Origin of the sequence: Pseudonocardia sp., from assembly GCF_029263155.1 — a bacterium.
Taxonomy (GTDB): Bacteria; Actinomycetota; Actinomycetes; order Mycobacteriales; family Pseudonocardiaceae; genus Pseudonocardia.
Window position 1 is genome coordinate 1 of record NZ_JAJCYB010000112.1, and the last position, 21,597, is coordinate 21,597.

A 21,597-nucleotide genomic window follows, 5' to 3' on the forward strand; every position below is an offset into this window, starting at 1 on the left:
GTTCCTCAACCAGCTGGCCCGCGGCCAGGTGCGCAAGGGCGTCGTGTCCTCGGTGGTCAACTTCGGTGCGTTCGTCGACCTCGGTGGTGTCGACGGCCTGGTGCACGTCTCCGAGCTGTCCTGGAAGCACATCGACCACCCCTCCGAGGTGGTGGAGGTGGGCCAGGAGGTCACCGTCGAGGTGCTCGACGTCGATCTCGACCGCGAGCGCGTCTCGCTGTCGCTCAAGGCCACTCAGGAAGACCCGTGGCGGCTCTACGCCCGCACCCACGCGATCGGCCAGATCGTGCCGGGCAAGGTCACCAAGCTCGTCCCGTTCGGCGCGTTCGTGCGCGTCGAGGAGGGCATCGAGGGCCTGGTGCACATCTCCGAGCTGGCCGAGCGCCACGTGGAGATCCCGGAACAGGTCGTGCAGGTCGGCGACGACGCGATGGTCAAGGTCATCGACATCGACCTCGACCGGCGCCGCATCTCGCTCTCGCTCAAGCAGGCCGACGAGGGCATGACGGCCGAGACCGAGTTCGATCCCACGCGCTACGGCATGGCCGCCGAGTACGACGACCAGGGGAACTACATCTACCCCGAGGGCTTCGACGTCGAGACCGGCGACTGGCAGGAGGGCTTCGAGGCCCAGCGCGAGGTGTGGGAGAAGGAGTACGCGGAGGCCTTCACCCGCTACGAGCAGCACATCACGCAGATCAAGAAGCAGGCCGAGGCCGAGGCGGCCGCGGCCGGTGGCGGCACCAGCTACTCGTCCGACACCGCTGACACCGACGCCGACACCGAGAGCGGCAGCGGCGGCGGTGGCGGTGGGGCACCGGCGCAGTCCGGTGGTTCGCTCGCCAGTGACGAGCAGCTCGCAGCCCTGCGGGAGAAGCTGTCGGGCGGCGCCTGACCGACCTCGCTCGAGCACGGCACGGCCCCGGTGATCTCCACGGTCACCGGGGCCGTGCCCGTCCCGGGTCACGGTTGCGTGGCGTTCCGACGAGGTCGCGGTGCGTCGCCTGCCGAACACGCCACGTCCCTCTACCCTGGCGGACGTGGGTGGGGGTGCACGATCGGTCGCCGTGCGATGCTGTGCGGCGCTCGCGATCGTGCTGGTGGGCACCGGCTGCGCCGCCGAGGCGACCGAGTCCACCGTCGTGCCGACGTTCCCGGCCCCGGCCGCCACCGGCGAACCCGGTTCGGCCGACGGGCGGGACGGGTCCCTGCCCACGGACTGCGCCGAGTTCCTCCCCGTGGCCGACCTCGGCGCGCTGCTCGGCCTGCCGCTGGACAGCGTCGCGGTCCGCACCACGATCGGTATCGCGGAGCCGTCGGTCGGCCGCACCGAACGCGTCGCCTGCCGCTACTCCGGCACCCCGGCCAGCCCGGTGCGCGGCACCCTGCTCGACCTCAACATCGCCCGCTATGTCGATGCGGCCGCCGCCGCGAAGCAGTGGACGGTCAACACCGGTGTCGAGAGCGGCACCCGCAGTGACCTGCCCATCGGCGCCGCCCGGTCCGCGCTGTTCGACCGGACCCGCGAGTCGGTGCTGATGGTCACCTACGACGACGACACCCTGGCGTTCGTGCTGCCCGAGGGCCCGCGCCCCGGCGACCGGCCGCGCGGGGACGTACTGGTGGACCTCGCCCTGCGGGTGCTCCCCGTCGTCGGCCCGCCGTCGAGCACCTCACAGGCGCCCACCACGACCACCGTCGCACCGGCGGTGGCCGCCGGGTAGCGCGGATGGACTAGCGTGGCCGATCGTGCTGCGCGTGGGGTTGACCGGGGGTATCGGGTCGGGCAAGTCCACGGTGGCCCGCCGGCTCGTGGAACGCGGGGCGGTGCTCGTCGACTCCGACGTGGTGGCCCGCGAGGTGGTCGAGCCCGGCACCGACGGCCTCGCGGAGGTCGTCGCGGCGTTCGGCCGCACCGTGCTGACCCCCGGAGGGGAGCTCGACCGCGCCGCGCTGGCGTCGGTCGTGTTCGGGGACCCGGCTGCGCGCGACCGCCTCAACGCGATCGTGCACCCGCGGGTCCGGCGGCGCTCCGACGAGCTGATCGCCGCCGCGGCGCCCGACGCCGTGGTCGTCCAGGACATCCCGCTGCTGGTCGAGGGGGGGATGGCGGCCCTGTTCCCGTTGGTGGTGGTCGTGCACACCGACACGGAGGAGCGGGTCCGGCGGCTCGTCGGACAGCGCGGGATGCCGGAGGCCGACGCCCGCGCCCGCATCGCCGCCCAGGCCGACGACGCGGCCCGCCGGGCCGTCGCCGACGTCTGGCTCGACAACTCCGGCGCCCCGACGGACCTGCAGGCCACGGTCGACGCGCTCTGGGACGCCCGGCTCGTACCGTTCGAGGAGAACCTGCGGCGGGGTCGCACGGTGCCTGCGGTCCCGGCGCTCGTCGATCCCGACCCGCACTGGTCCGCCGTCGCCGCCAGGCTGGGGGCCCGCGTGAGCGCGGCGGCCGGCGGGCGTGGCGTCACCCACATCGGGTCGACCGCCGTGCCCGGCCTGCCGGCCGAGGACGTGATCGACCTCCAGCTCGGTGTGGAGTCGCTCACCGAAGCCGACGGCTTCCGGGACGCGCTCGCCGCCGCCGGTCTCCCCGCCCGCACCGACATCGACGCCGACGCCCCGAAGCCGGCCGGAACCGCGCCGTGGCCCAAGCGGTTCCATGCGGGCGCCGATCCCGGGCAGCGCGTCCACCTGCATGTTCGCGAGATCGGCTCACCGGGGTGGCGGTTCGCGCTGCTGCTGCGCGACTGGCTCCGGGCCGTTCCGGCGGCTCGCGAGGACTACCTCGCGTGCAAGCTCCGCGCCCGGGCCGCGGCAGGCGGCGACCCGGAGCGTTACGCCGCCGCCAAGGAGCCGTGGTTCGCCGCCGCGCTGCCGAGTGCGGACCGGTGGGCCGTATCGTCGGGGTGGTCCCCCTCGTTGGGCTGAGCGGGGCACGCCGTCGGTAACGCAGTGCAGCAACGGCACGATGGGGTGATCGAGGGGCCGGGTGGCGAGACCGATCGGAACGGGGTGGGTGACGTGAGTACGCAGGTCGACGATCACCGTGTGATCGCGGACGATGGCGTGGACCTCACCAAGCACGTCGCCGGCCCGGGGCACGTCACCGGCCCCGATCCCGTCACCGGCCCGGAGCCCGTCGTCGTCCAGGACGCGCCCGCGCCGCGCCCGCACTCGCTGCGCGTCGACTTCGGCGAGCACCTCGAGGACAACTACCAGCGGCTGGTCGCCCAGCTCTACGCGATCACGCTGGACGCGGGCGAGGCCCACGACGTCGTCCAGGACGCCTACTCGCGGGCCTGGCGCAAGTGGTCCGAGATCGGTCGCAGCCCCGACCCCACCGACTGGGTGCGCCGTGTCGCGGTCCGTTCCACCCAGCGGAGCTGGCGGCGCGTGCTCACCACCCTGGGCCTCGCCCGGCCCAGCCCGGTCGGGGACTGCGACCCCCGCACGGCCGCCCTGCTCGCGGCCCTGGCCCGCCTCGGCATCGGCGAGCGTCGGGTCGCGGTCCTGTTCCACATGGCCGGCATGTCCAAGCGCGAGATCGCCGCGCTCGAGCAGGTGCCGGTCGACGCGGTGGACGCCCGGCTCCGGCGGGCCCACCACGTCATCACCGAGGGGCTGGCCGACGAGCTCGAGAGCGTCCTCGGCCCCCCGGTCGAGCACGATCCCCACCACCCGTACGCGGGTTACGAGAGGTAACGCTGATGGACGCCCTGACCCGCGTCACCGACGAACTGCGCAGGCTCGACGACGAGCTGTCCGCCGCGGTGACCCTGCCGTCGGTCGACGACGTCATCCGGCACGCCGGCTCCCTGACCCGGGCCAGCACCGCCGCCGCGGCCGCCGTTCTCACGGTCGGTGCGCTCGGTGGCGTCACCGCGGTCTCGCAGATCGGCTCCACGTCGGTCGGCACCGCCGGGCTGGCGTCGTCGACCCTGCCCGCGATCGGTGAAGTCCCGGTGCTGCCGCCCGACACGGCCGATGCCGCCGCCCCGGTCGAGGAGACCGACCCGACCACGCGCGCTCCGCGGGTGGTCGACCCGACCACGGGTCGCACCGTGCCGAGCCGGGAGGCCCCGGCTCCGGCGGCGCCGCCGGTGGTGGCCGCGCCGACCACCACCGCACCGGTGGTACCCCCGACGTCGGTGACCGTCCCGTCGACCGGCGGCGGTACCGAGGGTGGTCCGGCCACGTCGACCGGTGAGACGTCGACCGGTGAGACGTCCACCGAGGAGACCACCGCCGAGGAGACCACCGCCGACAGCGGATCGTCTGTCCAAGGCGCCGGGGCGGGGGAGGGCGCCGGGCCCGGCTGATCGACCGACGATCGCCGGGACCGCGGGAGGTCAGCGGCCCGCCCCTCCGGGCCGCTCCCGCCAGGTGAGGGCGATGCCCAGGCTCGCCAGCCAGGCGTCGAGGTCGTGGCCGTGCGCGGCGAGGCCGTCGACGGCGCGGTGGGTGCGGTGCATGGCGGTCTCGGCGGCGGCCGGGTCGAGCACCCCGCACGCCACGGCGCCCACGAACTCGTCGACGTCGATCACCAGGGCGCCGCGGCGGTGCTGCACGACGATGTCGAGGTAGTGGTCGGTGAGCAGCCAGCGGTGCTCCGCGCGCTCGATCTCGCACACGTCGAGGTAGAAGTCCTGGTCGCGCTCGTGGCCGGGGTTCCACCACCAGTCGGTGACGGCGAGGCCGAGGTCGGGGAGCAGCCAGGTCTGCATCCAGTGCGCCGCCGGGCGGGCCACCATGGCGCGGCTCATGTACAGCCCGAAGTCGGTGACGCGGTACTCGTCCACCGCCCGCGCGGTGCCCTTGGTGTCGGTGTTGGTCCGGGCCGCGACGTCGAACGTGGCGGTCTTCGGCGGGTGCACCGGGGCGATGCTGTCAGAAACTGTCGGTGGGTGCTCGTACCCTGGACCACGTGGCATTCGCAACGGAGGTTCCCGGCTCGGCCCGCGATTCCGGACCGGGGCAGCAGGACGTGCCGCTGGCGCACTCCGAGCACCGCCCGGTCGGGGAGATCCCGCGTACCGGCGGTCATTTCGAGGTGGTCAGCCAGTTCCAGCCGGCGGGCGACCAGCCCGCCGCCATCGCCGAGCTGGAGCGGCGCATCCAGGCAGGCGAGCAGGACGTGGTGCTCCTCGGCGCCACCGGCACGGGCAAGTCGGCCACCACGGCCTGGCTGATCGAGAAGCTGCAGCGGCCCACATTGGTGATGGCGCCCAACAAGACCCTCGCGGCGCAGCTGGCCAACGAGCTGCGCGACATGCTGCCGCACAACGCGGTCGAGTACTTCGTCTCGTACTACGACTACTACCAGCCCGAGGCCTACATCGCGCAGACCGACACCTACATCGAGAAGGACTCGTCGATCAACGACGACGTCGAGCGCCTGCGCCACTCGGCCACCCACAACCTGCTGTCCCGGCGCGACGTCGTCGTGGTGGCGTCGGTGTCGTGCATCTACGGCCTGGGCACGCCGCAGTCCTACCTCGACCGGTCGGTCAAGCTGGAGGTGGGCGGCTCGGTCGAGCGAGACCAGCTGCTGCGGCTGCTGGTCGACGTGCAGTACACGCGCAACGACATGGCGTTCAACCGCGGCACGTTCCGGGTCCGCGGTGACACCGTGGAGATCATCCCGGCGTACGAGGAGCTCGCGATCCGCATCGAGTTCTTCGGCGACGAGATCGAGTCGCTGTACTACCTGCACCCGCTCACCGGCGACGTCGTGCGCCAGGTCGACGACCTGCGGATCTTTCCGGCCACCCACTACGTCGCGGGCCCGGAGCGGATGGAGCGCGCCGTGGCCGACATCGAGCAGGAGCTGGAGGAGCGGCTCGCCGACCTGGAGCGCCAGGGCAAGCTGCTGGAGGCCCAGCGGCTGCGGATGCGCACCCAGTACGACATCGAGATGATCCGCCAGGTCGGGTTCTGCTCTGGCATCGAGAACTACTCGCGCCACATCGACGGCCGCGGCCCCGGCACGGCCCCGGCCACGCTGATCGACTACTTCCCCGACGACTTCCTGCTGGTCATCGACGAGTCGCACGTCACGGTGCCGCAGATCGGCGGCATGTACGAGGGCGACATGTCCCGCAAGCGCAACCTCGTCGACTTCGGGTTCCGGCTGCCCTCGGCCGTCGACAACCGCCCGCTCACGTGGGAGGAGTTCGCCGACCGGATCGGGCAGACGGTCTACCTCTCGGCCACCCCCGGCCCCTACGAGCTCACCCGCACCGGCGGCGAATTCGTCGAGCAGGTCATCCGGCCCACCGGCCTGGTCGACCCGCGGGTCGTCATCAAGCCGACCAAGGGCCAGATCGACGACCTGGTGCACGAGATCCGCGAGCGGGCCGAGCGCGACGAGCGGGTACTGGTCACCACCCTCACCAAGAAGATGGCCGAGGACCTCACCGACTACCTGCTCGAGCTCGGCATCCGGGTGCGCTACCTGCACTCCGAGGTCGACACGCTGCGCCGCGTCGAGCTGCTGCGCCAGCTGCGTCTCGGCGAGTACGACGTGCTGGTCGGCATCAACCTGCTGCGCGAGGGCCTGGACCTGCCCGAGGTGTCGCTGGTCGCCATCCTCGACGCCGACAAGGAGGGTTTCCTGCGCTCGGGCACCTCGCTGATCCAGACGATCGGTCGGGCGGCGCGCAACGTCTCCGGCGAGGTCCACATGTACGCCGACAAGATCACCGACTCGATGCGCCACGCGATCGACGAGACCGACCGGCGCCGGGCCAAGCAGATCGCCTACAACACCGAGCAGGGTGTCGACCCGCAGCCGCTGCGCAAGAAGATCGCCGACATCCTCGACCAGGTCTACCGGGAGGCCGAGGACACCGAGTCGGTGCCGGTCGGCGGGTCGGGGCGCAACCAGTCCCGCGGCAAGCGGGCCGCAGGGGAGCCGGGGCGGGCGAGCTCCGGGGTGGTCTCCGGCCGCGACACCCGCTCGATGCCGCGCGCGGAGCTTGCCGACCTGGTCCAGTCCCTCACCGACCAGATGCTGGCGGCGGCCCGCGACCTGCAGTTCGAGCTGGCCGGGCGGCTGCGCGACGAGATCGCCGACCTCAAGAAGGAGCTGCGCGGTATGGATGCGGCGGGCGTGCGGTAGGGCATCGCATCGCGTCGCATGGGAGGCGGGTCGTGACGCCCGAGGAGCTGGCGGGGTACTGCCCTGGCCGAGTCGGTGCCACGACCGACGCGCCGTGGGGGGCCTCGTCGCCGAGGCCGGAGGCACGGTCGTCGCCTGCCTCGGCAGCGGCGGCCGCCCCGGCGTGAAGTGCGGCCGCGACGCCGCCGCCGAGCTACGCGAGATCGTCGACGCCTGGCGATGCGACTGTGGTGACCCAACTCCCGCAACGCCTGCACCCTGGCCGACGGGCGAAGGGGGCATCCGCGCGCGCGGAAGCGGGGCTCGCGCGCGGAGGTGCGGCTCGCGCGCGGAAGCGGGGCTCGCGCGGCGCCGACAGCGCGCGAGCCGCGGCTGGGCGCGCGAAACACACGGGGGTGCGCGGGGCGCGGCTGGGCGCGCGGTTCGCAACCGGGTCGGGCTCAGTGCACGGGGGTGCGGCCGACCACGGCGGCTTCCAGTTCCGCGGCGTGGCGGCGCAGCTCGTCGAGGTCGCAGCGCTGCGGCGAGCTGCGCTCGTACGCCTCGACGATGCGCCGGGCGTGTTCGACGAGCCGGGGGCCGATGTCGGCGTGCACGGACGCGGCGGCGACGCTGCCGGCCAGGTCGAGGGTGCGGTGCAGGACCGACGGGTGCCCGGTGGCATGCCAGCGCATGGCGTCGAACACGCGGTCCACGAGCTGGACGGGTACGACGCGGGTGGCGACGATCCGCAGCTCCCCGCTGTCGTCGTAGCGGTGGGCCGAGGGGAGCGGGCGCCCCACGAGCCGGACCAGGCCGACGGTGAGGTCGTCGAGGGCGTTGATCGCGGTGTAGGGGTCGTTGGTACTGGGCGACAGCGCTCGCACCGCCATCTCCTCCAGCACCAGCACGGCGTAGTCGACGTCCTGGTGCGGGGTGCGCGACTCCGCGGTGGCGAAGCAGGCGGCGATGCGGTCGCGCACCTCGTCGGTGACGCGGTCCGGTGGCCAGGCCAGCGCGACGCCCTGCCCGGCGACGAGGTGGCTGCCGGGTTGCACCTGCAGGCACAGCACGAGGTCGTGTGCGCGGGCGAGGTCCAGCAGCCGCTCGTCGGCGACCCGGTTGACGTAGCCGGGGCGGGTGGCGGGGACCGTGACGCCCTCGATGCGCAACCCGTGCGGGACGTCGTGACCGCCCGTCCCCACCTCCTCGGGTGCCGAGCCGAGCTCCTCGGGGTAGAGCAGGTCGATCGCGGCGACCAGGTCGAGGCGGACCCGGCGGGCCAGGGTGTGCACCTGGACCGACGCGGCGATGTGGTTGATGAAGTAGACCAGTACCCCGATCGACGCCACGGCGAGCAGCACCGCGAGGTTGACGGCGAGGTGCGGGACGAAGTAGTCCCCGCCGGTCTCCCGGATCGAGCGCAGGACCAGCAGGCAGTACAGGAACGTGGCGGCGAACACCCCGAGCACGAACTGGTTGCCGCGGTCGGCCATGAAGTTGCGCACGAGCCGCGGCCCGTAGGTCGACGACGCCGTGGCGAGCACCGCGATCGTGATCGAGAACGAGGTGGCGGCGACCCCGAGCACCGAGCCCGCGATCGATCCGAGCACATCGCGGCTGCCCGCCTCGCCGATGCGGTTGACGAGGAAGGTGAACGGGCCGAGGTCGGCGTCGCCGAGCGTGCGGTCGACGGCGATCAGGGTCTCGGCGATCACGACGGCCAGACCCGAGAGCACCGCGGGGAGGAACCAGAAGCTGTCGCGGATGCGGTTCCAGCGGTTCGTCACACCGGGGACGCTACGCGAGCTCAGCTGGTCACGTCCTTGCGGCCGAACCGCCACACCGCGCCGCCGCCGAGCACCAGCGCCCAGGTCAGCGACGAGAACACACCGCGGGTCATGTCCCCCCAGTCGACGTCGGTGGCCAGCAGGTCGGCCCAGGCCGTCGCGAACCGGGTGGGCAGGAAGTCGCGCAGGTCCTCCAGCGCGGTGATCTGGTTGAGGATCTGGCTGACGATCGAGGCCATCACCGCGCCGCCGACCGCGCCCAGCGGCGCGTCCGTGGACACCGACAGCAGCATCGCCAGCGCCGCGACCCAGCTCAGCTGCACCGCCACGTACAGCGCCCCGAGCAGCACGCGGCCGGCCCCGTCGAGGAAGGTCAGTGACTCGCCCGTGGGGCTCACCAGGTTCCCGGTGCCGTAGGCCAGCGAGCCGACGACCAGGGCCACCACGGGCAGCAGGAGCAGCGCCGTCGTCGACAGCCCGGCCGCCACCAGCGCCTTCTGCCGCAGCAGCCGCGCGCGGGGGATCGGGGCCGCGAGCAGGTACCGCAGGCTCGACCACGACGCCTCCGCGGCCACGGTGTCGCCGAAGAACAGTGCCACCACCACGACCAGCAGGAACGATGCCGACGCGAACAGCGCGAACACGGCGAAGTTCACGCCGCTGCCCTGCGCGAGGTCGACGAGGTTGAGCGAGCCGGACGGCGGGCCGTCCGGGGCGAGCGAGAACGCGATCCACAGGATCACCGGCAGGACCGCGACCAGCGCGAACGTCACCTGGGTGCGGCGGCGCCGGAGCTGGCGGACCAGCTCGACGCGCAGCGGGAGCGTCCGGCCGGGCCGGTACGCGGTGGTGGCCGGCCCAGCGGCGAGCGCGCCGACCGTGCCGGTGACCGTCGACCGGTCCGGTCCGTGCTCACTCACCGACCGTCTCCTCTCCGACGAGCTGCAGGAACGCGTCCTCCAGGCGTCGCCGCGGCCCGGCCGACGCGACGTCGACCCCGGCCGTGACCAGCGCCCGCACCGCCGACGCGCGCGGGGTGCCGTTGAGCTCGGCGTGCACGGCCGCGCCGTCCACCTCCACCGCGTGGACGCCGTCGAGCCCGCCGAGCACGGTGGCCGCCCGCGCGGGGGCGTCGACGGTGAACGTGGCCGCGCCGCCGCCCGCGATGATGTCGTCCACGGTGCCGTCGGCGACCACCGTCCCGTGGTGCATGACGACCACGTGGTCACAGGTCTGCTCCACCTCGGCGAGCAGGTGGCTCGACACGAGCACCGTGCGCCCGCCCGCGGCGTAGCGGCGCAGCACCTCGCGCATGGCGTGGATCTGGGGCGGGTCGAGCCCGTTGGTGGGCTCGTCGAGCACGAGCAGTTCCGGCAGGCCGAGCATGGCCTGCGCGATCGCGAGGCGCTGGCGCATGCCCTGGCTGTAGGTGCCGACGCGGCGGTGCACCGAGGCGCCGAGCCCGGCGATCTCCAGCGCGTCGTCCAGGTGCGCCTCGGAGGCCGGGCGGCCGGTGGCGGCCCAGTACAAACGCAGGTTGTCCGCGCCCGACAGGTGCGGCAGGAAGCCCGGCCCCTCGACGAACGCGCCGATCCGGGCCAGCACCGGAGCACCAGGGCCGACCGGCAGGCCGAACGCGGTGATCGTGCCCGCGGTCGGGCGGATCAGGCCCATCAGCATCCGCAGCACGGTCGTCTTGCCCGCCCCGTTGGGGCCCAGCAGGCCCAGCACCATGCCCTGTCCCACCCGGAACGACACGTCGCGCACGGCGCGGAACCCGCCCCGGTAGGTCTTGACCAGGCCGCGGATCTCCAGCGGCGGGGCGGCCGGGTCCGCCGTGGCCCCCGTGGCCCGCCTGCGCCGCACCACCGAAGCCACCAGCCACGCGACCAGCGCCGTCCCGAGCACGACGCCGATGCCGACCGCCGGGCCGGGCGGGACCGTGTTCGCGGTGACGGCCTCGCCGGGCACCACCGGCACGGTCAGCACCGGGCCGGCGTCGAGCAGCCACGCGGCCGGTTCGGTGCTCCCGGCGTAGGCCTGGTCGGTGGTGCCGACGGAGATCGCCAGGGTGTTGCCGGCCTCGATCGGGGCGACGACGCCGGGCAGCGTCACGGTGACCGTCGCCGGGCCGCCGTCGGCGGGGACGGCCACCCGCAGCGGGGCGACCGCGCCGCCCAGCAGCGTGCGGGTGCCGTCGGGGGTCGCCTCGAAGGTGCGGGCGAACAGCACCGCCTCGGCCGGGCCGGGCTGCCCGGGCACCCGGCGGACCGACAGCTCGACGCGGGGCGCTCCGGTGAGCAGCAGCGGCTCGTCGAGTGCGGGGGTGCTGAAGCGCGCGGACTGCCCGGGCAGCTCGGCGGTGACCGCGGCGATCCGGCTGCCCGCGCTGCCCAGCGCGCCACCCAGCCCGGGCAGCGTGGTGATGGCGGCGGGGCTGCCGCCCGCGGGGTTGAGCACCGCCTGCGGCTCGCCCTCGAGCGGGACCCCCCGGGTCGCGAGCGTGGAGTTGCCGGCCAGCCCCGGGTAGTCGGCGGCGACGACGGTGCGCCCGGTCGCCGTGCTGGATCCGGCGCGCACCCCGCTCTCCACGGCGTAGGGGAAGCCACCGCCGTCCGGCGCGGCGTCGTCCCCGCGCAGGTACCGGTCGAACCAGTCGCCGACGGCCGCGTTCACGGCGTCGCCGGGCGCCGTGCCGTCGTGGCCGCCTGCGAACCAGCGGACCTGCACGGGCGTGCCGTTCGCGGCGATCTCCCGGGCGTTGGCGTCGGGCTGGTCGAGGCCGAACAGGGTGTCCTGCTCGCCCTGCACGAGCAGCGTGGGCGCGGTGATCCGGTCGGTGACCGTGGCGGGCGAGGAGCGCTGCAGCAGCGCGGCGGTGGCGGGGGACAGGCGCCCGGTGGTGGCGGCGTCGGTGTAGGCGGCGCAGACCTCGTCGGTGAACCGGCCGCATGTCGTGGGGGGAGGGGCGTCGGGACGGACGGGGCCCGACGCGCCCCCGTCCGGCGAGGGGGCCAGCCCGGCGGAGAAGAACACCCCGGCCCAGCCGCGCTTGAAGACCCCGTCCTCCGCGAACGCGCCGCGGGCCGGGGTGTCCAGCGGCGGGGCCTGCGCCGCGGCGGCGTTGGGGAACAGGGCCTGCCCCAGGTCGTTCCAGGTGATCACCGGGGCGATGGCGTCCACGCGCCGGTCGTAGCCGGCGAGCAGCAGCGCCAGCGCTCCGCCGTAGGAACCGCCGGTGACGCCGGCCCGCGGGTCCCCCTCGCCGTCCAGCTCGACCTCGGGGAGCGTGGCCAGCCGGTCGAGCAGCGCGCGGGCGTCGGCGACCTCGGCGTCGGGGGCGTTCAGCGCGATCCGCCCGGTGCTCGCACCGAACCCGCGGGCCGACCACGCCAGCGCCACGTACCCGCGCTCGGCCAGCGCGCGGGCGTCGTCGTCGACGGAGGCCTTGCTGCCGCCGAACCCGTGCGCGACGAGCACGGCCGGTGCGGGGGTGGCGGCGGGCAGGTACAGCGTGGTGTCCAGGGAGGCGCCGGGCACGTCGACGCGCTGCTCCACCACGGTGACCCCGCCCGGCGCCGCGAACGCCGTGGCCGGCGCGAGGGTGGTGAACAGGACGAGCGCGAGGACCAGCACTCGCAGGGGACGGCGCACGGACCGACGCTAGGCGAGCGTCGGTCGGGTCCGCGTGTCGTCCCCTCAGCCCGCTCTCAGGACGTGGGGTGGCTCACGAGCTCGGAGAAGTGCTCGACGTGCGGGGCGCCGTCGAAGAAGGGCCCGACGACCGCTCGCCACCGGTCGAACCGCTCCGACTCCCGGAACGTGACCGTGTGGGCCTCCACGGTCTCCCAGTCGATGAGCAGCACGTACCGGGTGGGCGTCTCGATGCTGCGCGTCAGCCGGGCGCGCAGGAAGCCCGGGGTGTCGGCGATGATCGCGAGGCCCTCGCGCACGGCGTCGGCGAACTGCTCCTGCATGTCCGTGAGGACCCGGAAGTCGGCGATCTCGGTGATCATCGCGACATCCTCGCACGGGGGGGACCCGGACGCGGACGTCCGGATCGGGCATGCTCGCACCATGCAGCACTTCACCATCGCCACCGTCGCCGAGCAGAGCGCCGACTTCCGTCGCGTCCTGTGGACCGGTGGGCGCACCCAGCTGGTCGTCATGACCATCCCGCCGGACGGCGAGATCGGCGAGGAGACCCACGAGGGGATCGACCAGATCCTGACCTTCGTCAGCGGCACCGGGGAGGCACGGGTCGGTGGCGAGACCCGGGCCGTCGCCGCCGGTGACCTCGTCGTCGTGCCGTCGGGCGTGCGGCACAACTTCGTCAACACCGGCCCGAACCCGCTGGTGCTCTACACGGTCTACGGGCCGCCCGAGCACGCCGACGGCGTGGTGCACCGCACCAAGGAGGAGGGCGACGCGGCCGAGGCGGCGGGTCTGGACGAGCCGCCCGCCTAGGTGATCTCGCCGGTCTCCCGCCGGGCCCGCGCGCGGCGCTTGCCCTCGTGCATCGCCGCGACCCGGGCCACCGGGATCGCGTGCCCCTCCGCGACGAGATCGGCCGGCAGCGGCTGTGGCGCGGGCATCCGGTCGCGCCACGGGTCGGTGTCGCCGAGCAGGGCCGGCGCGGTCCGGACGGTGAAGTCGGCGGGGGAGACGCCGGCGAGGTCGTCCCAGTCCAGGGGGAACGACACCGGCACACCCGGGCGCACGCGCGGGCTGTACGCCGCCGCGATGGTGGCGCCGCCGGACCGGGTCGAGTCCAGGAACACCCTCCCCTCCCGGTCCTCCCGGATGTAGGCGGTCGTGGCGACGGACGGGTCGACCCGCTCGGCCCGCGCCGCCAGCGCCCGCGTGGCGGCGGCGACGTCGTCGACACCGATCCCGTCCACCAGCGGGACGAGCACGTGCAGCCCCTTCGCCCCGCTCGTCTTCACCGCACCCGCCAGCCCGGACCCGTCCAGGGCGTGGCGCACCAGCGCGGCGGCCGCGACCACGTGCCCGAAGTCGTCGCCCGCCGGCGGGTCGAGGTCGAGCACGAGGTGGCTGGGGTGGACCTGCTCCAACGTCATCAGCGTCGGGTGGTACTCCACGGCCCGCTGGTTGGCGAACCACAGCAGGGTGCGCCGGTCGTCGCACAGCGCGTAGCGGACCTCGCGCTGCGACGCCTGCGCCCACACCTGCGTCGTGCGGATCCAGTCCGGCGCGTGCTTCGGCACGTTCTTCTGCATGAACGGCTCCTGCCCCGGCCGCACCCGCACCACCGACAGCGGCCGGTCGCGCAATCCGGGCAGCATCCGCTCGGCCACGGCGTCGAGGTAGTCGACCAGGTCGCGCTTGGTGGCGTCGGCCCCGTCGAACAGCGGGCCGTCGAGGCTGCTGAGCTCCACGCCGTCGCGGGTCTCGGTCTGCGTGGCACGGGCCATCGGGTCACCCCACCACGTCGCCGGCCGCGGAGCCAGCGTCGAGCGCGGCCGGCCTCGGCAGGTGCGTATCGGAGACGACGAGCAGTCTCAGGAGACGCCCAGCAGGTCGACGACGAAGATCAGCGTCTCGCCCGGCTCGATCACGCCGCCCGCGCCGCGGTCGCCGTAGCCCAGGTGCGGCGGGATCACCAGCTTCCGGCGCCCCCCGACCTTCATCCCGACCACGCCCTGGTCCCAGCCGGCGATGACCCGCCCGGCGCCGAGGGGGAACCGGAAGGTGGAGCCGCGGTTCCAGGAGGCGTCGAACTCCTCGCCGCTGCTGTGTGCCACCCCGACGTAGTGCACCTCGACGTTCTGGCCCTTCCGGGCCTCGGCGCCGTCGCCGGTGGCGAGGTCGGTGATCAGCAGGTCGGTGGGGGCGGGCCCGTCGTGCGGGTCGACCTCGGGCTTCTGGGCCACGGTGGTCCTCTCGTTCACGTGATCTGAGGGTGGTCAGCCTGCCAGAGCCCGCCGGGGGCGGTAGACAGGACCGGTGACGAGCACGCCGGCCGCCGAGGCGGCTGACCCGCGTCGCTGGAAGGCGCTCTCGGTGACGCTGGTCGCCGGGTTCATGAGCCTGCTCGACGTGAGCATCGTGTCGGTGGCCCTGCCCTCGATCCAGACCGGCCTGGGCGCGTCGCCCGCGGGCGTGCAGTGGGTGGTGTCGGGATACGCGCTGGCCTTCGGGCTCGCGCTGGTGCCGGCCGGGCGTCTCGGTGACGCCATCGGCAGGCGCCGCATGTTCCTCGGCGCGCTGGCGGCGTTCGTGCTGTTCAGCGGCATGGCGGGGGCCGCGCCCACGATCGAGCTGCTGATCGTCGCCCGGCTGCTGCAGGGGGTCGCGGCCGGGGCGCTCGCCCCGCAGAACTCGGCGCTGATCCAGCAGCTGTTCGCCGGGGCCGAGCGCGGTCGGGCGTTCGGGTTCTTCGGGGCCACCGTCGGCATCTCGACGGCCGTGGGTCCGGTCGCGGGTGGGTCGATCCTCGCGCTGGCCGGGGACGCGGAGGGCTGGCGGTGGATCTTCTTCGTCAACCTCCCCATCGGGATCGTGGCGCTCGTGCTGGCGGCCCGGCTCATCCCGCGCACGGAGCCGGGGCCGCGCGGCCACATCGACCTGCCCGGCGTGGCGCTGCTCGGCGGCGGGGTGCTCGCGCTGATGCTGCCGCTGGTGGAGGCGGAGGCGGGCGGGCTGCGGCGGCTGTGGTGGTTGTTCCCGGTCGGCGCGGCCCTGCTCGCCGCCTTCGTCCGCTGGGAACGTCGGGTGATCGACCGCGACCGCGAGCCGTTGCTGAACCTGCGGCTGCTCACCGGCACGGTGGGCTACGCCGCCGGGGTCGGGCTCGGCACCGTCTACTTCGTCGGATTCAGCGGGATCTGGCTGGTGTTCGCCCTGTTCTTCCAGACCGGGCTGGGCTACACGCCGCTCGCGTCCGGGCTCGCGGTGACGCCGTTCGCCCTCGGGTCCGCGGCCTCGGCGGTGATCGGCGGCCGACTGGTCGCGCGGCTGGGCCGCCTGCTCACCGTGCTGGGGCTCGCGCTGGTCGTGTCCGGCCTGGGGGCGACCGCGGTCGTGCTGCTCTCCGTGCCGCCCGGGGCGGCCGGCTGGGCGGTCGCGGCCCCGCTGCTCGTGGCCGGCATCGGCGGCGGCTGGGTGATCTCCCCGAACACGACGATGACGCTGCGCTGCGTGCCGGTCCGCATGGCCGGGTCCGCGGGGGGCGCCCTGCAGACCGGTCAGCGGATCGGCTCGGCCGTCGGCACCGCCGGGCTGGCCGGGCTGTACTACACGGTGCTCGCCGGGTCCGGGCAGGACCAGCGGGCGGCCGTCGCCGCGGCGATCGGCACCGCGGCCCTCGCCGTGACCGTGGCACTGGCGATCGCCGTGGCCCAGTGGCGCAGCGATCGGCACCGGGCCGCGGACCGGGAGGCCGACCAGGCGCGCCGGTACGCCGCGGAGGCGCACCACCCGTAGGCGGGTGCGGGCCCGCCGGCGCCCGTCACGCGGTCGGGCTCATCCCAGGGCGTCGCGCAGGAAGTCGACCTGCAGCAGCAGCAGGTTCTCGGCCACCACCTCCTGCGGGGTCATGTGCGTGACGCCGGACAGCGGCAGCACGCTGTGCGGGCGCCCCGCCGCCAGCAGCGCCGAGCTCAGCCGCAGCGTGTGCGCGGCCACCACGTTGTCGTCGGCCAGGCCGTGCACGAGCAGCAGCGGGCGGGTCAGCGCGGGGGCGTCGGCGATCAGGGAGGAGCGGGCGTAGGCGTCGGGGTGCGTGTCGGGGCGACCGAGGTAGCGCTCGGTGTAGTGCGTGTCGTAGAGCGCCCAGTCGGTGACCGGCGCACCCGCCACGGCGGCGTGGAACACGTCCGGTCGACGCAGCACGGCCAGCGCGGCGAGGTAGCCGCCGAACGACCAGCCGCGGATCCCGACCCGGGTCAGGTCCAGGTCGGGATGCGTGGCCGCCACGGCGTGCAGGGCGTCGACCTGGTCGTCGAGCACCGGCGTGGCCAGGTCGCCGTGCACGGCGCGCTCGAACTCCGGGCCGCGCCCGGGGCTGCCGCGCCCGTCGACGACGACGACGGCGAAGCCCTGGTCGGCGAACCACTGGCTGGTCAGGTGGGCGCCCCGGTGGGCCAGGACGCGCTGGGCGTGCGGGCCGCCGTACGGGTCGAGCAGCACGGGGAGCCTCGTGCCGGGGACGTGACCCGAGGGCATCAGCACCGCGGCGCGCAGCGCCCGCTCGCCCACCTCCAGCAGCCCGACGTCCGGCACGAGACCGGGTGACTCGGCGTGGTTCGCGATCGTCCACACCGTCTCGCCGCGGCGCACCACGGTGGTGCCGCCGTCGGAGTCCAGGTCGTGCCGGGTGACGACGAGGGTGCCGCCGCCGAGCCGGCCGCCGTGCACGCCGGTCCCGGTCGCCACCGGGAGGACGCCGTCCGGTCCCCAGGTCCACAGGCCGATCGACACCGGGTCGGTGCTCGCGCGGAACAGCACGGTGTCGCCGTCGACGTCGAGCACGTCGCGGACCTGCAGGTCCGGCTCCGTGACCGGGGTCCCGTCGGCGACCAGGCGGTAGGCGCCGTCGCGGGACTCGACGGTGAGCAGCGCGCCGGGGGCGGTGTGCGCGGGCACCCCGGGCACGATGTCCACCCAGGCGGCGTCGGCCTGCTCGTGCACCGGGTGCGTGGCGCCGGTGGCGGGGTCGACGCGGTGCGTGCGCAGCGCGGTCTGGTCGCGGGGCTGGGTGGTGACGAGCAGGCCGTGCACGTCCCACGTGACGGCGGCGAGGTACTCGTCGCCGGTGTCGGCGACCGGGGTCCGGGTGCCGTCCAACCGGACGATCCCGCAGGTGACCGTGGCGTTCGGGGTGCCGGCGGCGGGGTAGGGGTGCTCGACAGGGCGCCGGTCCGGGTGTTCGGGATCGGCGATGTGCCAGCGCACCACGGGCGCGGTGTCCACGCGCGCGACCAGCAGCGCGTCGCCGTCGGGGGACCACCAGTACCCGCGCATCCGGCCCATCTCCTCGGCCGCCACGAAGTCGGCGAGCCCGTAGGTGACACCCGGCCCCTCCGGGTCGGCGAGCGTGACCGCGGTGCCGTCGGCCAGGTCGTGCACGTGCAGTGCGCCGCCGCTGACGTACGCGATCCGCCGCCCGGTGGGGTCGGGGCGGGGGTCGACGACGCCGCCGGGGGAGTCGACCGGGCGCGGGGTGCCGTCGAGGTCGGTGACGAACAGCTGTCCGGCCAGCGGGAACGCCGCCGTGCGCACCGCCCGGTCGGTGGCGTAGCCGACGACACCGCCGGCCTGCTCCCGGCTGCGCTCGCGGCGGGCCCGCTCCTCGGCGGGGAGGTCCGCGTCGTCGGTGCCCAGCACCAGCGGGTCCACGACCAGCCGCTCCTGCCCGGTCGTGACGTCGAGGGTCCACAGGCAGGTCACCGGATCGGTGCCGCCCCGGCTGCGCAGGAACACCACGCGCCCGCCGTCGGGGGAGACGGTGACCCCGCGCGGGGCGCCGAGGGTGAAGCGGCGGGTGCGGGCCTGGCGGCGGGGGAACGAGTCGGTCACCCGGCGCAGTGTGCCGGGCGGGCGGATGCCGCACGTCGAGGACCCCGGGCCCGCCGGGTCCCGCCACCGTCGGGCGGCGGTGGTCCGGGACCGCTCAGTCCACGCAGGGCACCGCGTCCGCGGTGATGGGGTCCGGGGCCGGGACGGTCGGGCTCGTCGTCGGGGTGTCGGCCGGGGCGGAGGTGCGTGGCGCGGTGGTGCCGGACGCGGTCGGCGGGGGCGTCGAGGGCAGGGGTGAGGCCAGCCGCATCCGCCCGTCGTCGACGACGCGGCTCACGAACTCCCGGACCCGGTCCGGGTCGATCTCCACGGCCACCCCGTCGACGGGTGTGTCGAGGTCGGGCCGCCCGGTGGGGATGGTCACGAAGGCGATGTCGCTGCCCGAGGCGCGGCGCAGCTGCGCGACGAGGCGGTCGAGGTCCCAGCCCCGGTCGAGCACGACGTAGCGGGTGACGGCGCGCACCAGCGCGTCGATCCGGGCCGGGTCGGTCAGCGCGCCCGGTGCCAGCGCCTGGCGGGCCAGCCCGGCGAGGAAGGCCTGCTGGCGGGTGACGCGGTCGAGGTCGCCCGCGGGCAGGTCACGGCGTTGGCGCACGAACGCCAGCGCGTCACCGCCGCTGACGACCTGGCGGCCCGCGGGCAGGTCGATGCCCGCCCGCTCCTCCATGACGGGCGCGTTGAGGCAGACCGGCACCCCGCCGATGGCCTCGGTGATCTCCACGAACCCGGCGAGGTTGATCTCCGCGAAGTGGTCGACGGCGACGCCGGTCAGCTGCTCGACCGTGTCGACGAGCGCGCGCCGCCCGGCCTCCCGGGAGGCGCGCTCGAGTGCGGACCCGGCGAGGCCCTGCGCGGTGAGGTCCTCCTCGGCGGCGAGCATCCCGCGCCGGTAGGTTGAGTTGATCTTGTGGGTGCCCAGGTCGTCGGCCAGCTCCACGAACGAGTCGCGGGGGATCGACACCGCCGACGCGCTCGCCTGCACTCCGGCCGGCACGTGCAGCAGGATGATCGTGTCGGTGTTGAACTGGCCCTCTTCCGCACCGGCGCGCAGCTCGGCGAGCACGTCGTCGGGAAGGGGGTCGCCCGAGGCGTCGGTGCGGCTGTCGATCCCCACCAGCAGCGCGGTGAACTCCTCGTCCAGCCCGGCGGGCTCGCGGTCGCCGAGCGCCGAGCTGGTGACGGTCTCCTCGGTGACGACGGCCCAGCCGTATCCGGTGGCGGCGAACACCACCACGGACAGGAGCACGACCGCACCCTGTGCCACCCGTCGGGCGATCCGCCGCGTACGCATGCTTCCCCTTTACCCCGCCCCGCGGCAGTGCACCCGCCCGGCGGGCCGCGGACGGATCGTCCGCACCGGCGCGACGTCCGACCACTGTATCGGCGGATGATCGACCGCGCCCGGTCCGAGATGTGCCGGATCGATCACTCTGGCAGATTGCCCGTCCATGGGCAGCGCCACCGGGCAACAGGTCCCCCGCAACGCGGTCGACCGCTACTTCAGGATCAGCGAGCGCGGCTCGTCGGTGGCGCGGGAGCTGCGTGGCGGGGTCGTCACGTTCTTCACGATGGCCTACATCGTGGTGCTCAACCCGCTGATCATCGGCACCCAGCCCGACGTCGACGGCGGGTTCCTCGGCGGCGGGTCGGGACCGGACCTGGCGCTGGTGGCCGCGGCGACGGCGCTCGTCGCCGGGGTCCTCACGCTGCTCATGGGGGCCGTGGCCAACTTCCCGCTGGCGCTGGCCACCGGGCTGGGCCTCAACGCGTTCGTGACGTTCGCGATCGCCACCCAGATGACGTGGGCCGACGCGATGGGGCTGGTCGTCATCGAGGGCGTGATCATCACCATCCTCGTGCTCACCGGGCTGCGGCGGGCGGTCTTCACCGCGGTCCCGGCCGAGCTGAAGATCGCGATCAGCGTGGGGATCGGGCTGTTCATCGCGTTCATCGGGTTCGTCGACGCGGGGTTCGTGCGCCGCACGCAGTCGCCGCCGGTCCCGGTGGAGCTGGGCGTCGGCGGGACGCTCGCCGGCTGGCCGGTGCTGGTGTTCGTCGTCGGGCTGCTCGCGACGATCGTCATGGTCGTCCGGCGGGTCCGCGGGGCACTGCTGATCGGCATACTCGGCGCCACGGTGCTCGCGATCGTCATCGAGGCGATCGCCCGGATCGGGCCCGCGGTCGGCGCCGACGGCGCGGTGAACCCGTACGGCTGGGGTCTCACCGCGCCCGCCCTGCCCGCGAGCGTCGTCGCCGTGCCCGACTTCGGGTTGCTCGGCCAGTTCGACCTGCTCGGGTCGTTCGAGCGGGTCGGGGTCGTCGCGGCACTGCTGTTCGTGTTCACGCTGCTGCTGGCCGACTTCTTCGACACCGTCGGCACCGTCACCGCCATCGGCGCCGAGGCCGGCCTGCTCGACGAGAACGGCGAGCCGCCGAACGTGCAGCGCATCCTCGTCGTCGACTCGCTGGCCGCGGTGGCGGGCGGGGCCGCGTCGGTGTCGTCCAACACCTCCTACATCGAGTCCGCGTCCGGTGTCGGGGAGGGGGCGCGGACGGGGCTGGCGTCGGTCGTGACCGGGGTGCTGTTCCTGCTGACGACGTTCCTGGCCCCGCTCGTCGCGATCATCCCGTACGAGGCGGCGACGCCCGCGCTGATCGTCGTCGGCTTCCTGATGATGACCCAGATCCGCGGCATCGACTGGGACGACTGGACCGTCGCCGTCCCCGCGTTCCTGACGATCGTGCTGATGCCGTTCACCTACTCGATCACCGTCGGTATCGGCGCGGGGTTCGTGACCTACGTCCTGCTGCGGGCGGTCACCGGCCGGGCCCGCGAGCTGAGCCCGCTGCTGTGGGTCGTCGCCGGGCTGTTCGTGATCTACTTCGCCCTGAGCCCGATCCGCCAGCTGGTGGGGGTCGGCTGACGGGGCCCGGGGAGGCCGTGGGCGTTCGCACACAGCTTCCGGTGCTCGCACACACGTTCCATCCTGTGTGCGAGCACCGGAACGTGTGTGCGAGCCCGAGCCTCAGAGCCTGTTCGTGAACTGATCACGTAGGCCCCGTCGGCGCTGTGGCGGTGATGTTCGGCGATGATCACGGCTCGTGCGGCGTGTCCCGCCCGGGCTCGGTGAGGGCTTCTGGACGGATCTGGATGTCGAAGTCCGC

18 protein-coding genes are annotated in these 21,597 nt (G+C 74.2%); 9 read left to right on the forward strand and 9 right to left on the reverse strand.

What is annotated here, in order from left to right; genetic code table 11:
- From Q1K26_RS23955 to Q1K26_RS23975, 5 genes are all read left to right on the forward strand, one after another.
- Positions 1-895, forward strand: an 895-nt coding sequence (locus Q1K26_RS23955; RefSeq protein ID WP_300017365.1) for a S1 RNA-binding domain-containing protein, incomplete at its 5' end; no start/stop codon positions are given.
- Between the two features lie 172 nt (positions 896-1,067).
- Positions 1,068-1,724 carry a hypothetical protein gene (locus tag Q1K26_RS23960; RefSeq protein ID WP_300017368.1) on the forward strand — a complete coding sequence of 219 codons (657 nt, stop codon included), beginning with the start codon at positions 1,068-1,070 and terminating at the stop codon, positions 1,722-1,724.
- A gap of 25 nt (positions 1,725-1,749) precedes the next feature.
- Positions 1,750-2,931, forward strand: coding sequence for a dephospho-CoA kinase (coaE, locus tag Q1K26_RS23965; RefSeq protein ID WP_300017371.1), 1,182 nt, complete (start codon positions 1,750-1,752; stop codon positions 2,929-2,931).
- Positions 2,932-3,051: 120 nt separating this feature from the next.
- A complete protein-coding gene (locus Q1K26_RS23970) occupies positions 3,052-3,705 on the forward strand; it encodes a sigma factor (RefSeq protein WP_300017374.1) in 654 nt (217 codons plus the stop codon).
- Positions 3,706-3,710: 5 nt separating this feature from the next.
- Positions 3,711-4,322, forward strand: a complete 612-nt coding sequence (locus Q1K26_RS23975; protein WP_300017377.1) for a hypothetical protein — start codon at positions 3,711-3,713, stop codon at positions 4,320-4,322.
- 30 nt (positions 4,323-4,352) lie between these two features.
- On the opposite strand, the gene Q1K26_RS23980 is transcribed toward Q1K26_RS23975, so the two are convergent.
- On the reverse strand, positions 4,353-4,886 hold the full coding sequence (locus Q1K26_RS23980) for a DUF402 domain-containing protein (RefSeq protein WP_300017406.1): 534 nt from the start codon (positions 4,884-4,886) through the stop codon (positions 4,353-4,355).
- Between the two features lie 101 nt (positions 4,887-4,987).
- Between Q1K26_RS23980 and uvrB the strand changes: the two genes are divergently transcribed.
- The gene (gene uvrB / locus Q1K26_RS23985) at positions 4,988-7,123 is read left to right on the forward strand and encodes an excinuclease ABC subunit UvrB (protein WP_300017409.1); all 2,136 of its coding nucleotides are present in this window, start codon (positions 4,988-4,990) and stop codon (positions 7,121-7,123) included.
- Positions 7,124-7,563: 440 nt separating this feature from the next.
- On the opposite strand, the gene Q1K26_RS23990 is transcribed toward uvrB, so the two are convergent.
- The 4 genes from Q1K26_RS23990 to Q1K26_RS24005 are packed head-to-tail and all read right to left on the reverse strand — an operon-like array spanning position 7,564 to position 12,908.
- Positions 7,564-8,892 carry a DUF2254 domain-containing protein gene (locus Q1K26_RS23990; RefSeq protein WP_300017379.1) on the reverse strand — a complete coding sequence of 443 codons (1,329 nt, stop codon included), beginning with the start codon at positions 8,890-8,892 and terminating at the stop codon, positions 7,564-7,566.
- A 20-nt stretch (positions 8,893-8,912) separates the two neighbouring features.
- The gene (locus Q1K26_RS23995) at positions 8,913-9,812 is read right to left on the reverse strand and encodes an ABC transporter permease subunit (RefSeq protein ID WP_300017381.1); all 900 of its coding nucleotides are present in this window, start codon (positions 9,810-9,812) and stop codon (positions 8,913-8,915) included.
- Positions 9,805-12,546 (reverse strand): alpha/beta fold hydrolase, encoded by a 2,742-nt coding sequence (locus tag Q1K26_RS24000; RefSeq protein ID WP_300017383.1) that lies wholly within the window; start codon positions 12,544-12,546, stop codon positions 9,805-9,807. The genes Q1K26_RS23995 and Q1K26_RS24000 overlap by 8 nt, the downstream gene beginning before the upstream one ends.
- A gap of 56 nt (positions 12,547-12,602) precedes the next feature.
- Positions 12,603-12,908, reverse strand: coding sequence for an antibiotic biosynthesis monooxygenase family protein (locus Q1K26_RS24005; protein ID WP_300017385.1), 306 nt, complete (start codon positions 12,906-12,908; stop codon positions 12,603-12,605).
- A 61-nt stretch (positions 12,909-12,969) separates the two neighbouring features.
- On the opposite strand from Q1K26_RS24005, the gene Q1K26_RS24010 reads away from it, so the two are divergent.
- Positions 12,970-13,359 (forward strand): cupin domain-containing protein, encoded by a 390-nt coding sequence (locus tag Q1K26_RS24010; RefSeq protein WP_300017387.1) that lies wholly within the window; start codon positions 12,970-12,972, stop codon positions 13,357-13,359.
- On the opposite strand, the gene Q1K26_RS24015 is transcribed toward Q1K26_RS24010, so the two are convergent.
- Together Q1K26_RS24015 and Q1K26_RS24020 are read right to left on the reverse strand one after the other, a co-directional pair.
- Positions 13,356-14,327, reverse strand: a complete 972-nt coding sequence (locus Q1K26_RS24015; RefSeq protein ID WP_300017389.1) for an ATP-dependent DNA ligase — start codon at positions 14,325-14,327, stop codon at positions 13,356-13,358. The genes Q1K26_RS24010 and Q1K26_RS24015 overlap by 4 nt on opposite strands.
- Positions 14,328-14,414: 87 nt before the next feature.
- A complete protein-coding gene (locus tag Q1K26_RS24020) occupies positions 14,415-14,804 on the reverse strand; it encodes an FKBP-type peptidyl-prolyl cis-trans isomerase (RefSeq protein WP_300017391.1) in 390 nt (129 codons plus the stop codon).
- A gap of 55 nt (positions 14,805-14,859) precedes the next feature.
- Between Q1K26_RS24020 and Q1K26_RS24025 the strand changes: the two genes are divergently transcribed.
- Positions 14,860-16,338, forward strand: coding sequence for an MFS transporter (locus tag Q1K26_RS24025; RefSeq protein WP_300017394.1), 1,479 nt, complete (start codon positions 14,860-14,862; stop codon positions 16,336-16,338).
- Positions 16,339-16,377: 39 nt separating this feature from the next.
- Here the strand turns inward: Q1K26_RS24025 and Q1K26_RS24030 are convergent, their stop codons facing one another.
- Together Q1K26_RS24030 and Q1K26_RS24035 are read right to left on the reverse strand one after the other, a co-directional pair.
- A complete protein-coding gene (locus Q1K26_RS24030; protein ID WP_300017397.1) occupies positions 16,378-18,432 on the reverse strand; it encodes a prolyl oligopeptidase family serine peptidase in 2,055 nt (684 codons plus the stop codon).
- 94 nt (positions 18,433-18,526) lie between these two features.
- On the reverse strand, positions 18,527-19,678 hold the full coding sequence (locus Q1K26_RS24035; RefSeq protein WP_300017400.1) for an LCP family protein: 1,152 nt from the start codon (positions 19,676-19,678) through the stop codon (positions 18,527-18,529).
- 202 nt (positions 19,679-19,880) lie between these two features.
- On the opposite strand from Q1K26_RS24035, the gene Q1K26_RS24040 reads away from it, so the two are divergent.
- Positions 19,881-21,356: an NCS2 family permease gene (locus Q1K26_RS24040; RefSeq protein ID WP_300017403.1), complete on the forward strand. Its 1,476-nt coding sequence runs from the start codon at positions 19,881-19,883 to the stop codon at positions 21,354-21,356.
- The last annotated feature ends 241 nt before the right edge of the window (positions 21,357-21,597 follow it).

Coding starts and splice junctions, on each gene's coding strand:
- Q1K26_RS23975 (WP_300017377.1), top strand. CDS start 3,711: ATGGACGCCCTGACCCGCGTCACCGACGAACTGCGCAGGCTCGACGAC.
- Q1K26_RS24005 (WP_300017385.1), bottom strand. CDS start 12,908: ATGATCACCGAGATCGCCGACTTCCGGGTCCTCACGGACATGCAGGAG.
- Q1K26_RS24010 (WP_300017387.1), top strand. CDS start 12,970: ATGCAGCACTTCACCATCGCCACCGTCGCCGAGCAGAGCGCCGACTTC.
- Q1K26_RS24015 (WP_300017389.1), bottom strand. CDS start 14,327: ATGGCCCGTGCCACGCAGACCGAGACCCGCGACGGCGTGGAGCTCAGC.
- Q1K26_RS24040 (WP_300017403.1), top strand. CDS start 19,881: ATGGGCAGCGCCACCGGGCAACAGGTCCCCCGCAACGCGGTCGACCGC.